The 14,733-nt window shown below is 59.3% G+C and carries 16 protein-coding genes; 3 read left to right on the top strand and 13 right to left on the bottom strand.

The features are described from left to right. The first annotated feature begins 188 nt into the window (after nt 1–188). Nucleotides 189–701, top strand: coding sequence for a winged helix DNA-binding protein (locus CPter91_RS23835; RefSeq protein ID WP_061946584.1), 513 nt, complete (start codon nt 189–191; stop codon nt 699–701). A 54-nt stretch (nt 702–755) separates the two neighbouring features. On the opposite strand, the gene CPter91_RS23830 is transcribed toward CPter91_RS23835, so the two are convergent. The 7 genes from CPter91_RS23830 to CPter91_RS23800 form a co-directional block, all read right to left on the bottom strand. After that, nucleotides 756–1,289: a peroxiredoxin family protein gene (locus tag CPter91_RS23830; RefSeq protein WP_061945100.1), complete on the bottom strand. Its 534-nt coding sequence runs from the start codon at nt 1,287–1,289 to the stop codon at nt 756–758. 88 nt (nt 1,290–1,377) lie between these two features. Continuing rightward, nucleotides 1,378–3,348 (bottom strand): M48 family metallopeptidase, encoded by a 1,971-nt coding sequence (locus CPter91_RS23825; RefSeq protein ID WP_061945098.1) that lies wholly within the window; start codon nt 3,346–3,348, stop codon nt 1,378–1,380. 45 nt (nt 3,349–3,393) lie between these two features. Then, nucleotides 3,394–3,984 (bottom strand): LemA family protein, encoded by a 591-nt coding sequence (locus CPter91_RS23820; RefSeq protein ID WP_197481618.1) that lies wholly within the window; start codon nt 3,982–3,984, stop codon nt 3,394–3,396. 97 nt (nt 3,985–4,081) lie between these two features. Beyond that, nucleotides 4,082–4,771, bottom strand: a complete 690-nt coding sequence (locus CPter91_RS23815) for a BON domain-containing protein (RefSeq protein ID WP_061945096.1) — start codon at nt 4,769–4,771, stop codon at nt 4,082–4,084. Next, nucleotides 4,764–5,360: a phosphoheptose isomerase gene (locus CPter91_RS23810; protein WP_061945094.1), complete on the bottom strand. Its 597-nt coding sequence runs from the start codon at nt 5,358–5,360 to the stop codon at nt 4,764–4,766. Before CPter91_RS23810 ends, CPter91_RS23815 begins: the two co-directional genes overlap by 8 nt. 118 nt (nt 5,361–5,478) lie before the next feature. Next, nucleotides 5,479–5,844 (bottom strand): YraN family protein, encoded by a 366-nt coding sequence (locus tag CPter91_RS23805; protein WP_231880001.1) that lies wholly within the window; start codon nt 5,842–5,844, stop codon nt 5,479–5,481. 31 nt (nt 5,845–5,875) lie between these two features. Beyond that, nucleotides 5,876–7,033: a penicillin-binding protein activator gene (locus CPter91_RS23800; RefSeq protein ID WP_061945090.1), complete on the bottom strand. Its 1,158-nt coding sequence runs from the start codon at nt 7,031–7,033 to the stop codon at nt 5,876–5,878. Between the two features lie 12 nt (nt 7,034–7,045). Here CPter91_RS23800 and rsmI point away from each other — a divergent pair, with 12 nt between their 5' ends. Both rsmI and CPter91_RS23790 read left to right on the top strand, forming a co-directional pair. After that, complete coding sequence (rsmI, locus tag CPter91_RS23795; RefSeq protein WP_061945087.1) at nt 7,046–7,948, top strand: 16S rRNA (cytidine(1402)-2'-O)-methyltransferase; 903 nt, start codon at nt 7,046–7,048, stop codon at nt 7,946–7,948. A gap of 278 nt (nt 7,949–8,226) precedes the next feature. After that, nucleotides 8,227–10,140, top strand: a complete 1,914-nt coding sequence (locus CPter91_RS23790) for a potassium transporter Kup (protein ID WP_417924829.1) — start codon at nt 8,227–8,229, stop codon at nt 10,138–10,140. A 54-nt stretch (nt 10,141–10,194) separates the two neighbouring features. Here the strand turns inward: CPter91_RS23790 and trmB are convergent, their stop codons facing one another. The 6 genes from trmB to CPter91_RS23760 form a co-directional block, all read right to left on the bottom strand. Further along, nucleotides 10,195–10,884, bottom strand: coding sequence for a tRNA (guanine(46)-N(7))-methyltransferase TrmB (gene trmB / locus CPter91_RS23785; protein WP_061945083.1), 690 nt, complete (start codon nt 10,882–10,884; stop codon nt 10,195–10,197). A gap of 122 nt (nt 10,885–11,006) precedes the next feature. After that, nucleotides 11,007–11,264, bottom strand: a complete 258-nt coding sequence (locus tag CPter91_RS23780) for a BTH_I0359 family protein (RefSeq protein WP_014008142.1) — start codon at nt 11,262–11,264, stop codon at nt 11,007–11,009. A gap of 314 nt (nt 11,265–11,578) precedes the next feature. After that, on the bottom strand, nt 11,579–11,938 hold the full coding sequence (locus tag CPter91_RS23775) for a carboxypeptidase-like regulatory domain-containing protein (protein WP_061945081.1): 360 nt from the start codon (nt 11,936–11,938) through the stop codon (nt 11,579–11,581). Nucleotides 11,939–12,230: 292 nt separating this feature from the next. Continuing rightward, nucleotides 12,231–13,760, bottom strand: coding sequence for a YifB family Mg chelatase-like AAA ATPase (locus tag CPter91_RS23770; RefSeq protein ID WP_061945079.1), 1,530 nt, complete (start codon nt 13,758–13,760; stop codon nt 12,231–12,233). A 10-nt stretch (nt 13,761–13,770) separates the two neighbouring features. Beyond that, complete coding sequence (locus CPter91_RS23765; RefSeq protein ID WP_061945077.1) at nt 13,771–14,013, bottom strand: accessory factor UbiK family protein; 243 nt, start codon at nt 14,011–14,013, stop codon at nt 13,771–13,773. Nucleotides 14,014–14,110: 97 nt separating this feature from the next. After that, nucleotides 14,111–14,581, bottom strand: a complete 471-nt coding sequence (locus tag CPter91_RS23760; protein WP_236905898.1) for a GNAT family N-acetyltransferase — start codon at nt 14,579–14,581, stop codon at nt 14,111–14,113. Nucleotides 14,582–14,733: the final 152 nt, after the last annotated feature.

Genomic DNA, 14,733 nt, shown 5'->3' with positions numbered 1-14,733 from the left:
GCTTACTCCTTGTAAATCGAAGTTTAAGCAAAGGGCAATATCGTTCATCAAAAATAAAATGTCAATAAATTGTATGTAAATAGTCTATATTGTTGTTGAAAAGCAGGCCATCCGAAACGCGAAATTCAATCTGGAAGCTATGCAACTGGTTGTATGATTTGGTTTTCCTGGCGTTTAGCGAGACACATATGAACGTTGCCGCACCTAAAATCCTGTCTTCCGCCCATCTGGCGTCGGAAAGCAGCGTTGAATTGTCCGAGCTGGAATATGCCTTGATTATTGCGGGTAATGCCTTCAACCGCTGGATGTCGCGCTGCATGTCGGCGGCCGGGGTCAAGGATATGACGCCGGTCGAAGTTTCCTTGCTGCACCACGTCTGTCACCGCGAGCGTAAAAAAAGCCTGGCCGACATCTGCTTCGTATTGAATATCGAGGATACACACATTGCCAGCTATGCACTGAAGAAGCTGGTGAAAGCGGGTTACGTCAAGAGTGAAAAAGTCGGCAAGGAAGCGTATTTTTCCGCTACCGAAGAAGGTTATGCGCTCTGCCTCAGATATCGGGAAATGCGCGAAGAATGCCTGATTACGGTGTTGTCCGATACCGGGCTGTCGAACCAGTCGCTGGGCGATGCGGCCAAGCTCTTGCGCACGGCGTCCGGCTTGTACGACACCGCCTCGCGCGGGGCCACATCTCGCTAGGCGGCAGCCCATAAAAAAAGGCGCTCGCAGCGCCTTTTTGCTCATGTGGGTAGCTTATGTCGATGCGGCCAGCGCCTTGTCCAATAGCGCATGCAGTTCAGCGAACTTGGGTTCACCGACGTAGCGCTTGATGATATTGCCCTGCTTGTCGATCACGAAAGTGGTCGGCGTCAGCTTGACATCGCCGAAGGCGTCCGCCAGCTTGCTTTGCGTATCCAGCGCGACCTGGAACGGCAGGCTGCGGGTCTGGGCGAAATTGACGACATAGTTGGGCTGGTCGTAGCTCATCGCCACGGCGACATAATCCAGGCCCTTGTCCTTGTAGGCATTGTAGGTCTGCACCATTTTCGGCATCTCGGCGACGCAGGTGGTGCAGCTGGTGGCCCAGAAATTCACCATCACGACTTTACCGCGCAAGCTCTTCAGCGAGACCTGTTCGCCTTTCAGATTGGTGAAACTGACGTCCGGCGCGGCATGGGTATCCGACATCGACATGTAACCGCCCACAGCCAGCGCTGCTACGGCGGCAGCGCCCGCCAGCTTGATCCAGAGCCGCTTGCCGGCTGTGTTTTCAGTTTGAGCTTGCATGACAGAAATCCTATACGGGCGAGACCCGGGAACAACCATTATAGCCACCCGTTGCGGGTTTTGCCGGAAAGTCTGGATTTGCCGGTTGTTAGTTGTCAAATTGCCAGGGATAGGCCTGATAAGTGGCTGCCACCGCCGGCGGGATTGGCGCCTCGATGCCGGCGCAAATCGCGCGCAGGATATCGGCGCTGGTGATTTCCAGGGGTTTGCCGTCCTCGGCCGCTGCCAGCAGGGCCTTGATCAGTTGCGGTTTGGCCAGCGGCGCCAGCTGGTTGGCATTGTCCAGCGCCTGGCGCACGCGTGGAAAACTGAGACTGGCGCCATCGCAATAATCCTGGGCCGCCAACTGCAGTTCGGGGCAAGCCTGGGCGCCGCGCAGGAATGCTGCCAGCCGTGTGGCAACCACATCGGCGCAGGTGGATGGCACTGCCACATGCGCCACCAGCGACAGCAGCAGCGCGATGTCGTTGCGCAGATCCGACAGCCGATTGAATCTGATCGGCACCAGCCGCCCGGCGCGCGGCGCCAGGCGGCGCGTCAGAATGGTTTGTAGTACGAATTCGGCCAGCGTGATGCGGCTGTCGGCGGCAATCAGCTGTTCGACAATCGCCAGCAGGCGGTCGCGCGCGGCTTGCGGCAGCTGACGCAGGGCCGGCGCGGCCAGGTCGACCAGCGGCAGGCGGGCGCTGAGCGGCAGCTGGACAATCGTTTCGGCCAGAAAGCTGGTGAGAGCGGCCTGCTGCGGCGCTTCCTTCTTGAGGAGCGCCAGTTGCGTTTCGCGCTCCGCCCCTTCGCCCAGCAGCAATGCGTAGACGACCGCGCAAGCGCCGGCCGGATCGCGCACGGCGCCATCGAGCTGCGGCGACAGCGGCGAGCGGCTGCTGCTGTTGCCGAATTCGAGCGTGGGTGTCGCTGCAACGGTGGAGACCGAGGAGGGCAATTGGCTTGGCGCTACCGCGCTGGCAAAGCCGGCCGCCGCAAACGGCAAGTCGGCCAGGCGCGCCGTGTTGTCGGCAAGCGGCTGCGGCAGTTCCGGCGCCTCCAGCGGTCCCATGCTCCTGCCATAAATCCGTTGCAGACGTTCCGTCAGCGGCGGATGAGTGGCGAACCAGCCATCCAGCAAGTTGGGGCGCACGCTGCCGAGGAACAGATGAGACAGTTGCTCCGCGTTCTGGTGATCGATTTGCGAGCCTATCCGGTTGCCGTCGGTGAGGCCGCCAATCTTGCGCAAGGCGCCGCCGATGCCTTCCGGGTTACGGGTGAACTGGACCGCGCTGGCGTCGGCCAGGAATTCGCGCTGACGCGATACCGCGGACTTGATCAGGCGGCCGAAGAAGATGCCGATGTAGCCGACCACGAACAGCGCCAGGCCGGCAAACAGCATCACCAGCTGCCACGGCGGTCCCTTGTCGTCGCGGCTGCTGCTGGAAAATCGGCCGAAGTTCATCAGCTGTTGGCCGAAGCCGGCGATCATCTGGATGCCGAACAGGACGCCGATCAGGTGTACGTTCAGGCGCATGTCGCCGTTCAGAATATGGCTGAATTCGTGACCGACCACGCCTTGCAGTTCATCGCGCGTGAGGCGGTTGAGGGTGCCGCGCGTGACCGCGACCACTGCTTCATTCTGGTTGTAGCCGGCGGCAAAGGCGTTGATCGCATCTTCATGTTCCAGCAGATAGACCTTGGGACAGGCGATGCCGGACGCCAGTGCCATTTCCTCCACCACATTCAGCAAACGCCGCTCCTGCAGATCACCGGTGGCGGGCGAGATCAGGCGGCCGCCGGCCATCAGCGCTACGGCGTCGCCGCCATCGCGCAAATTGAAAGTCTGGATCAGGGTGCCGCCGCCGATCAGCGCCAGCGTGATCAGGGTATTGATGGCGAAGAAGCCTTTGGGGTAGCTGCGCAACACCTCGTGGTGGCCGCCGAACTTGAAATTCCACAGCAATGCCATGGCCAGGTTGACGGCCAGTACGATGGCGATCACTGCCAGCGCAAACAGGAATACCAGTTTCTTGGTTTCCTGGCGCGCCTGGTGCTGCTGTTCGAAGAACGTCATGGCTCAGACCGCCAGCGGCGGTACGATCAGGATCACGCGCGGATCTTAAAAGGTGACCTTGACGGCCTTGCGTTCTTCCGGCGCTTCAGTCGCCTGCAGCAGTTCCGCCTGCTTGAAGGCAAACATGTTGGCCAGGATCGAGCCCGGGAACTGTTCGATCGCCGTGTTGTATTCCATCACGCTATCGTTATACGCCTGGCGCGAGAAGCCGATCTTGTTTTCGGTGCCGGTCAGCTCTTCGGTGAGCTGCATCATGTTCTGATTGGCTTTCAGGTCGGGATAAGCTTCCGACAAGGCGAACAGCTTGCCCAGGCTGGCGCTGAGCGCGCCTTCGCTGGCCGCCATCTGCTGCACGGCGGCGGCGTCGGTGGCGTTGCCGCCGACCTTGGCGTTGGCGGTGACTGCCTGGTTGCGCGCCGAAATCACCGCTTCCAGCGTTTCGCGTTCGTGCTTCATGTAACCCTTGGCGGTTTCCACCAGGTTCGGGATCAGGTCGTAGCGGCGTTTCAGCTGCACGTCGATCTGCGCGAAGGCATTCTTGAAGCGGTTGCGAAAGCTCACCAGACGGTTATAGATGCCGACAACCCAGAATACGATGACAAGCACAATTGCCAGAAAGATGATGAAGCCGATCATGTTTTTCCCCAAAAAAAAGCCGCCGGACATTTGTCCAGCGGCAACGTTACTTGAGTAGCGGGGGAAATGCAAGCCGCTTGCGGCCCGCATGCTCCTTTTAAGGCTGGGCGGACGGCTTGGCCGCATCCTTTGGCGCCGATGACGAATCCCTAGGCGCGGATGACATTTGCGTCAATTCATCTTCGGTGATGTATTCAAACACCTTGACGACTTTTTGTACGCCGCTGACGCCGGCAGCAATTTCACCGGCACGCTTGCCTTCACGCTCGGTGACCCGGCCCATCAGGTAGACATTGCCACGCTCGGTGACGACCTTGATCGAATTACCGAACACGTCCTTGGCGTCCACCAGCGAGGCGATGACCTTGCTGGTGATGAAGGTGTCGTTGGAGCGCGAGGAGAAGCTCGACGGCGCGCCGACCGCCAGTTCATTGGCGACCGAGTGGACGTTTTCGATAGACTGCGCTTCCTTTTCCGCCGCAGCCTTGGCGGCATCATCACGCACTTCGCCGGTCAGCAATACCTTGCGGTTGTAGCTGGTGGCGTTGACATGCCCATCCTGGCCGACCACCGACGGAATCCGGGTTTCGGCCTTGACCATGATGGCCTTGTCCTCGGTCTGCGCGCCCAGCGTGCGCCGATCCGTTGCCGCAAAGCCGCCGGCCACGGCGCCGCCCAGCGCCAGCGCCACGCAACCTTGCAAACCCATCACCACGGCGCCGCATAATGCTACTGCGGCCAATGGCCGTTGCAGCTTGCTCCAGCGCGGATTTTGCCTGTCAATCATTCGCATCTCCTCCAAATAAAGCGACATCGATGCCGTCGCATAAGCAGTGAATCGTCAGCAGGTGTACTTCCTGGATGCGCGCGGTGCGGTCGTGCGGCACACAGATATGCACATCTGCTTCAGTCAGTTTCTTGCCGATGGCGCCGCCGCCTTTGCCGGTCATGGCCACCACCCGCATGTCGCGCTCCAGCGCCACATCGATGGCCGCCAGGATGTTGGCCGAATTGCCGGAGGTCGAAAACGCTAACAGTACATCGCCGGCTTGTCCAAACGCTTGTACCTGCTTGGAAAAGATTTCGTTGTAGCTGTAATCGTTGCCGACCGCGGTGATGATCGAGGTATCGGTCGTCAGCGCCAATGCCGGCAGCGGCAGGCGTTCCCGCTCAAAGCGCCCGACCAGTTCGGCCGCGAAATGCTGGCAATCGGCAGCCGAGCCGCCATTGCCGCAGGCAAGAATCTTGTTGCCATTGGACAGCGCGGAGAACATAAGTTCAACCGCGCTGGCAATCGGCGCCGCCAGGACTTCCGCTGCGCGGGCCTTGAGTTCTGCGCTTTCATTGAAGTGCGCCAGGATACGTTGGTTTATCATGATGTCGGTATAGAGAGTGGAATGCTGCCGCCGTCCAGCAGTGGCGGCTGGGTTTCTGGTTAATCTGGCGCTGATTATAGCGGGCTCTAGGCATAACGGGCTCTAGGCATAACGGGCTCTAGGCTTCGAATGCCTGCCTGATCCAGTCGATGTTGTCGGCGTCCATGGCCAGCACGTCGAAGCGGCAGGCGGGCGGCTGCGGGTAGCGTTGCAGGAAAACCTGGGCGGCGAGGATCAGCCGGCTTTGCTTGGCGGACGTCACGCTGGCTGCCGCGCCGCCAAAGCGTTGGCTGCGGCGTTGTCGCACTTCGACAAACACCAGCAGCTCCTGCTCGCCTTTGGAGGCTGCCGGTTGCGACAGGATCAGATCGATTTCGCCGCCTTTGCAGCGGAAATTCCGGGCTACCAGCTTGAGGCCATGCCGCTGCAGGTAGCGCAGCGCCTGGTCTTCCGCCAGTTTGCCGCTGGCCTGGCTGCTTGACATTGGTGTTGTCATCAGGCGGCCGGCGTCAGTTTCACTGGGCCTGTAGCGGCATGACGATGCCGTTCTGGTAGATCGCAGTCGGCTCGATGCGCTCGAAACTCGGGGCGCCGACGCCAAAGCGGACGTTCAGCTTGCCGGTGACGCCATCGATCTGGAATACGCTATTGCGGGCGGCGACTTCACGGGCGATACGGAAGGCATCGATGCCGAGCGCATACAGCCGCTCCAGGTCGGCGTTGCGGCGCTGATCGGCAGCCACTTCCTGGCGCGGGTAAACCATCACCGCCGGATGGTCCGGCTGCACCTGCCATGGAATATCCACCAGCCGCACGCCATTCAGCGCAGGGATCTGGTGCTCAGGGTTGTTGTCATCGAGGGTCAGCGGATTCAGCTGGGAAATGCCGAAGATCGGCGTCTGGTCGCCGATGGCGATACGTATCTGCTTGGTCTGGTCGGCATTCAGCGCGGCAAACAGCAGGCGCGGCATCTCGCCTTCCACCTTTTGCTGCAGCTGGGTCAGGGCATCGACATTGAAGGCGCCGTTTTCCAGATTCAGCGTCACCACTTCGGCGTGCAGGCCGCTGCCCTGGATCTGCTGGACGAAAGCGTTGGCAACGCGTTTTTGCCAGGCGGCGCTGGTGCTCAGCACCAATACCTTGCCGGGTGCGTAATCGGCGCCCACCCAGGTGGCCACCTGGCGTGCCTCGGCCTCGATCGAAAGGCCCACCGGCAGCAGCTGCGCCGGCAGGGCGCCGCCAGAGTCCGGCTGGGTCAGGGCGATGGTCGGCTTGTCCACATGGCCGTTCTGGAGAATGGCGCTGAGGCCGGTGCGCGACAGCGGACCCACCAGGATATCGTATTTTTTCGCGGCGTCCGTGTAAGCAGCCAGCATGTCCGGCGCGGTATCGGCGGCTTCGATCACGCTCACCGCCAGGCCGCTCTTGTCGCGTTCATAGGCATTCAGGAAGCCGCTGCGGACCGCATCGGCGGCAGCGCCCAGCGGCCCCGAGCGCAATGGCAGCAGCAAGGCGATGCTGGCCAGCGGGATGACATTGCCGTCTGCATCGGCCGCCGTAACGTCGACCAAGGTTGTATTTGCCAGCGCAGGCGGGCACAATCCGTTCAACAGGATACCCGCCGCTAATGCAAGCTTGACCCGTTTAGCCAGCTTCGCCCATTTATATAACATTCATAACTCCCCATGACTCATCAATCTGCCAGCGCCTTCATCAATCCAGTGATTTTGGACGAGGTGACGCAGCAAGCGTATCCGGCGTCCACATTATATGTGCTGGCCACACCGATCGGGAATGTCTGCGATATCAGCCTGCGCGCCCTGCATGTATTGTCCCTGGTCGACGCCGTGGCCTGTGAGGACACCCGGAATACTGCGCATTTGCTGGGCCGCTATGGCTTATCCAAGACCTTGCTGGCGGCGCATGAGCACAATGAGCGGGAAGTGGCGGAGAAGATCGTGGCGCGCCTGCAGGCAGGTGAACGGATCGCCCTGGTGTCCGACGCCGGCACGCCGGCGGTGTCCGACCCCGGCGCCCGCATCGTCGACGCGGTGCTGAACGCGGGTTTGCGCGCCTTGCCGCTGCCGGGACCGTCGGCCGCCGTGACTGCGCTGTCCGTCAGCGGACTGGTCAACGATCAGTTCCAGTTCATCGGATTCCTGCCCAGCAAGGCACGCCAGCGCGAGATTGCCCTCGCCGGCCTGGCCGGCGCCAGCGCCACGCTGGTGCTGTACGAAGCGCCGCACCGCATTGTCGAAACCGTCGATGCCTTGCTGCAGGCGTTCGGGCCGGAACGCCGCATCGTGCTGGCGCGCGAGCTGACCAAGCTGTTCGAGAGCGTCCATCGCTGTTCCTTGGGTGAAGCACCGGCCTGGCTGGCGGCCGATGCCAACCGCCAAAAAGGCGAGTTTGTGGTGCTGGTAGAGGCGGCGCCGGTTGCGCTCGACGATAGCGCAGAAGGCGAGCGGGTCCTGCAGATTTTGCTGGCAGAATTATCGATCAAGCAAGCTTCTGCCCTGGCAGCGCTAATCACTGGGCAAAAGAAAAATGCCTTGTATGAGCGAGCTTTAGCTTTAAAAGATGCTTAGGTAAGCATAAGATGGCGCTAATGTTTTTTTGTTATGTGCAGCATCTGTCTGCTTCCAACAGACAAGTTTTGAATCAGAAAGACGCTGGAATATAGGCACAAAAATGCCAAGTCGAGGATGTATTTTAGCAACGGCAGTGACGCGGCAAATTAGTTCCAGCACGAGGTTCGATAGTAAAATCCGCCACCTTGTGCAGCGCGACACACAGCTTTTCAAAAAAGCAATCAAATTGAAGTAAGCAGGCTTGGGGTACGGCCGGACTTGCCCTTACTAATAAGATGAGAGAGAACATGAGTACAACACAAACCAGCAGCAGCCCAGGATTCAAATCTTCCCGACTACATATCATCACGCTGGCTGCTCTGGGAATCGTGTTCGGCGACATCGGCACCAGTCCTCTGTACGCGCTGAAAGAGTGTTTCAGCACCGACCACGGCATCCCATTCACGCCAGACGCGGTGCTGGGGATTATCTCGATGCTGTTCTGGGCGATCACCATCGTGGTCTCGCTCAAGTATGTCTTGTTCGTGATGCGCGCCGACAACAACGGCGAGGGCGGTGTGCTGGCTCTGATGGCCCTCTCGCTGCGCACCGCCAAGAGCGGTTCCAAACGCGCCAAGACGCTGATGATGCTGGGCGTCTTCGGCGCTTGCATGTTTTACGGCGACGTCGTCATCACGCCGGCGATCTCGGTGCTGTCGGCGGTGGAAGGGCTGGAAATCGCGACGCCGGGACTGACGCGCTTCGTCCTGCCGCTGTCGCTGATCATTCTGATCGGCCTGTTCCTGATCCAGAAGCACGGCACCACGGTGGTGGGCAAGCTGTTCGGCCCGGTGATGTTCGTATGGTTTGTTTCGCTCGGTTTGCTGGGCGTCTACAACGTCATCAAGGCGCCGGAAATCCTGGTCGCAATCAATCCTTACTATGCCGTCGCCTTCATGCAGCAGCACGCGCTGCAAGCATTCGTGGTGCTGGGTTCGGTGGTGCTGGTGCTGACCGGCGCTGAAGCCCTGTATGCCGACATGGGCCACTTCGGTATCCGTCCGATCCGCTTTGCCTGGCTGTTTACCGTCATGCCTTGCCTGATGCTGAACTACTTCGGCCAAGGCGCCAACCTGCTGCTCAATCCTGCCGCGGTGCAGAATCCGTTCTACCTGATGGTGCCGGACGCCTTGCTGCTGCCGATGGTGATCCTGGCGACCGCCGCCACCGTGATCGCTTCGCAGGCCGTTATTTCGGGCGCGTTTTCGCTGACCAGCCAGGCCATCCTGCTTGGCTTTGTGCCGCGCATGCGCATTTTGCATACGTCGGAAGACGAGCGCGGCCAGATCTATGTGCCGGTGATCAACTGGATGTTGCTGTTGCTGGTGGTGGGCGTGGTACTGGCCTTCAAGAAATCCGATAACCTGGCCGCCGCCTACGGTGTGGCGGTGACTACCACCATGCTGATCACCACAGTGCTGGCGGCGGTGGTCATGCGCACGGTCTGGAAGTGGAATCCGTTCCTGGTGGCGCTGGTCATCGGCGCTTTCTTCATTGTCGATTTCGCCTTCTTTGCCGCCAATCTGCTGAAAATCGTCGACGGCGGCTGGTTCCCGCTGCTGCTCGGCGCCATCGCTTTCTTCCTGCTGATGACCTGGTACGCTGGCCGCATGCTGTTGCGTGAACGCAGCAAGGACGAAGGGATTCCGCTGGAACCTTTCATCGAGGGCCTGCTGGCGCATCCGCCGCATCGGGTCGATGGCACCGCGGTGTTCATGACCGGCAACAAGACCACGGTGCCGGTGGCGCTGCTGCACAACCTGAAGCACAACCGTATCCTGCACAAGCGCGTGTTCTTCCTCAAAATCAGTATCTGGGACGTGCCGTTTGTCGAAGACAGCAAGCGCCTGACCCTGAAGGAACTGGGCAGCGATGTCTACGTCTTGCGCGCGGCTTTCGGTTTCAAGGAAGCGCCTGACGTACAGACCGTGATGGCGCTGACCACGGCGCAGTTCGGCCTGGAGTTCGACGTGATGGATACTTCCTTCTTCCTGGCGCGCGATACTGTCATCCCGAGCAAGATCCCAGGCATGCATTTGTGGCGCGAAAAGCTGTTCGCCTGGATGTACCAGAATGCGGCCAAGCCTTCCGACTTCTTCCACATCCCGATCAACCGGGTGGTCGAACTGGGCACCAAGGTAGAAATCTAAGCCGCCGGCAAAGAAAATCCCCGCAAACTTTTACGGTTTGCGGGGATTTTCTTTTCAAGCCTTGGATGTGGATGGGAGCTGCACCTGGCAGCGCCACAATTGATGGCCCGACGCCAGGTATTTTCCCTCGAACGGGGTGATCGGCTGGGCAGGAAGATAGGGCTCGCACCCGACCGCGAGGCCGGTGAGCTGCTGCAAGGCGCTGGCGCATTCCTCGACATAGATTTGCCAGTTGCTGCGGCATTCCAGAATGCCGCCCAACGCGACAATGGCCGGAAACACCGGATGGCCATGCCAGCGCCGGCTCAACTGGCCGATTTTCGGCCACGGGTTCGGATACAGCAGATAGTGACGCACAGGGAAAATCCGCGCCGCCAGCAGCAGGCGCCAGTAATCCACCAGGTCGGCGCGGATGCGGATGAAGTTATGCGGCCGCGCCGCCGGTCCTGGCCATAACGTGTTGCGGCCGACCCGGTCAGCAGACTGGTCGACCCCGATCACGAAATGATCGGGATATTGTGCCGCCAGATGCATGGTCGAGAGGCCGACCCCGCAGCCGGCATCGAGGATCAGCGGCAGGCTGCCGGCTGCGCGCCAGGCGGCGATGCTGTCGTCGAACGCGCTTTGATTGTAGGAGCTGACAGGTTTTTGAAACGTGTGGGCAGCATGCTTGGCGACAGTGGCCGCAAGCTGGTCGTGGACGCCGCTCTGGGCGCTGTGAATCGGGCTGGAATTGGCGTACATGTTGACGTACCGGATGCAATCTAAAAGGTACGGCAATATACCTCAAGCTTCCTGCCTGACCCATTATTGCCGTAGTTATCGACAATACCGGGCCGGCTGGAGCGGATTCAACGGTAGCAGGCTTACTGCAAAGTGACGGGCTGACTCATCATCGAGTCGTAATTACCCAGGAAAGCATCGATGTCCTCGATGCTCGGCTCGGTCGCTATCAGGTCTTCGACCCCTTTGCGGAAAAATTCAGCCAAGGCACCAGCAATGAAAATCTCGCGCTTGAACGATTTATCGACGATTTCATAGCCGCCGAAACGTAAAGCTTCGCGTTGTTCATCGGCACCAAATTCGACGACGCTGTATTGGTCACTGTTATAAATCAGGTTCATATGCGCTCCCGGTAGTTAGAACAGAAGGTAATGATCGAATAAGCAGTTTTCAAGCCAGCTAGTGAAAATATTATTGTTGACTCCTTTTCTGAGGCATATGTTTCCGTTTGGACAGACATATTTCAGTGTTAAAAGAATTTTTGCGCTCGATGCAATTACATAGTACGCCACAGGTTATTTTTGTCACGTGCTAAATACTGATCAAGGCAATGCATTTCTTCTAAGAGCGCATAAAATATTTATATATCACGTGCTGCTGACTGATAGCGTCACATAACTTTACTGCTGGCTATGCCTGGTCCTGACCCGGGCAATTATTCCTGCCATTCAAACATGATGTGCTGATGCGATCCCGGTGTGATGGCGATCTTGCGTTCTTTCACCTGGCCGTTCTTGGCTGCCGTCAACTGATAGCTGCCGGCGGGCAGCTTGGCCAGGAAAAATGGTCCATTGGACACGGTGTCCAGCACCACGTTGTTGCTGGCATCGCTGATTTTCACGCGGACGTCGGCAGCATACTCGTCCTTAGGTGACGCTTTGATGACGAACTCAAGCTCCAGCGGATAATTCTTTGCCTCTTGCTGTATCAAGGTCGATTCATCCTGGCCTATGCCGCCCGACATATAAGTGGCGACGCCTTTGGTAACTGCGACAGGTGCGGCGCTGGCATTCATGGCCAACGCGGCGGCGAGCAAGGCGCCGAGTGCGAGAAGAGTACGCTTATTCGTGATGTTTCCTCCTGAAATGCGCTGGGCTGCGAACTTTGCCAGCCCATGAAACCCAGCATACGGCTTGAAAATTAAAGCTGACTTAAATCTGCCGAGAAGGTGGATTCATCGCTGGAATTGACGTGGATGCAAGAAACAATCCCGTTCTTCATCCTACCCGATGGATTGAGGACAAGCTTGTTTTACCGGTCTGCCAATGCTGGTTGCGTCACATAAATGTCGTTCGCCTGCGCCTCAGTCAAGCTTGTTGCAACGCGCGGCGATATTGAATCGCCTCAGCGACATGCTTGGCAGCAATGTTTTCTGTCGCATCCAGGTCGGCGATGGTGCGCGCCACTTTCAGTACGCGGTGATAGCCGCGCGCCGACCAGTCGAGGCGCGCCATGGCGGTGCGCAGGATGTTTTCGCCAGCGCTGTCGGGTTTGCAATAGGCATCGATTTCATTGGTCGACAGTGCATTGTTCTGCTTACCCTGGCGCGCCAGCTGCAGCGCGCAAATGCGTTCGACGCGCGCCGCGATGAGCGCCGACGATTCACCCTCGGCGGCCTTCAGCAGCTGGTCGTGAGGCAAGGCTGGCACCTGGATCTGCATGTCGATACGATCGATTAGCGGGCCCGATATCTTGTTCTGATAGCGCAGGATATTGTCGGGCGTGCAACGGCATTGCTTGACCGGGTGTCCCAAGTAGCCGCAAGGGCAGGGGTTCATGGCGGCGATCAGCTGGAATTGTGCGGGAAAGTCGGCTTGCCGGGCTGCACGAGAAATCGTGATGCGGCCGCATTCCAGCGGCTCGCGCAATACTTCCAGCACGCGGCGGTCGAATTGCGGCAGCTCGTCAAGGAACAGCACGCCGCGGTGCGCCAGCGAAATTTCGCCGGGACGGGGCGGGCTGCCACCGCCAACCAGCGCCACGGCCGATGCCGTGTGATGCGGCGCTCGGTATGGCCGCACCTTCCAATTGGCGCTGGAAAAGCCGCTGGTGAGCGACTGTACTGCCGCCGACTCCAGCGCATCGAGATCGCTCATCGGCGGCAAAATGCCAGGGAAACGCGCTGCCAGCATCGACTTGCCGGTGCCCGGCGGACCCATCAGCAGCACGCTATGACCGCCGGCCGCGGCGACCTCCAGTGCGCGCTTGGCTTGCAGTTGGCCTTTGACATCGCTGAAATCTTGATAGCGTGGCGGCCTCTGCTGCAGTTCCGCGGTGTGGCGGGATAGTCTTGTTTCTGCTTGCTTAGAGGAAAAGTGGGCACACACTTGCAGCAAGCTGTCGGCCGGCAAAATGCGGGCGTCGCTGACCAGGGCCGCCTCGTCGGCATTGGCCTGGGGCAGGATGAAGGCGCGGCTTTTGCTGGCTGGCGTACTGGCGCGGGGGCTGGTCATCGCGAAGGTCATCGCCAGCGCCCCGCGTATCGGCCGCAGTTCACCAGAGAGCGACAGTTCGCCGGCGAATTCGTAGTCGTCCAGTTCATCCGCTGGAATTTGTCCAGATGCTGCCAGGATGCCGAGCGCAATCGGCAAGTCGAAGCGGCCCGATTCCTTGGGCAAGTCGGCAGGCGCCAGATTGACGGTAATGCGGCGGGAAGGGAATTCAAAACGGGCATTTTGCAGCGCCGCGCGCACCCGGTCTTTGGATTCCTTGACCTCGGTTTCGGGCAGGCCGACGATGGTGAAGCTGGGCAGGCCGTTGGCCAGATGGACTTCCACCGTGACTGCGGGCGCTTGCATGCCTGCCAGCGCCCGGCTTTTCAGGACAGCCAGCGTCACTGGCTGGGCATTACGGCTGTTTCAAATGCGCTTCGAGCTCAGTCACGCGGGCTTCCAGCGCTTCGAGCTTGGCGCGGGTGCTGGCCAGCACCTGGGCTTGCACGTCAAATTCCTCACGCGTCACCAGGTCCAGCTTGGCAAAGCCTTGGCCCAGCATGGCCTTGACGTTCTTCTCGATATCCTTGGCGGGAGAGTTTTCGATGGCCTGGTTGATCTTGGCTTGGATGTCGTCGAAAAAATTGGGTTTGTTCATGGCGGCCCTCTGGCGGTAAATAAGAAAAATGATAACCGATACGCGCAAACCCTACATTGAAATTCTGCCTGGAGGCGGCAGTTTAAGCTTTTACTGCTTAAGCAAGCTGCTTGCGGTATTGCACGAAGCCCGAGCGATCGGCGATGCGGTCGTACAGCTGCATCGCGGTGCTGTTGGTCTCGCGGGTAAGCCAGTGCACCCTGGTGCTGCCGGCAGCCTTGGCTGCGGCGTACACATGTTCGATCAGTAGCCGGCCAAGGCCTGTGCCGCGCTGTTCAGGGGCAACATACAAATCTTGCAGATAGCAGGAATGCTCCACCGTCCAGCAAGAGCGATGGAATATCCAGTGCACTACGCCGACCGCCTTGCCGTCGATTGTCGCCAGGGCGCCGAACATCGGCTCGCTGGGATCCAGCAGGCGCTGCCAGGTGACGAGACGGGTGGCGGCAGGAACCTCGGCTTCATAGAAGCCGAGATAACCAAGCCACTGCGCTTCCCAGGCGGCGAAGTCTCGTTCGCTCAGCGGCTTGATGACAATATCTGGATGGGATGCGGATGGTGAAGCCAAGATGATCTCCTGTTGAAATGAAATGGATGAACTCGCCAGCGACATGCAGCGGAGCCGGTTACAAAACAGGGCTTATCGTAGCGCCTGAAGTTGGTATCATCAAAGATCCAAGATTGGCTATATTTATAAGTCCAATACGGAAGATTTTGGAT

It is taken from the genome of Collimonas pratensis, from assembly GCF_001584185.1.
Taxonomy (GTDB): domain Bacteria; phylum Pseudomonadota; class Gammaproteobacteria; order Burkholderiales; family Burkholderiaceae_D; genus Collimonas; species Collimonas pratensis.
Note: the sequence above shows the minus strand (reverse complement) of the source record. Positions and strands in the feature narration are given on the sequence as shown.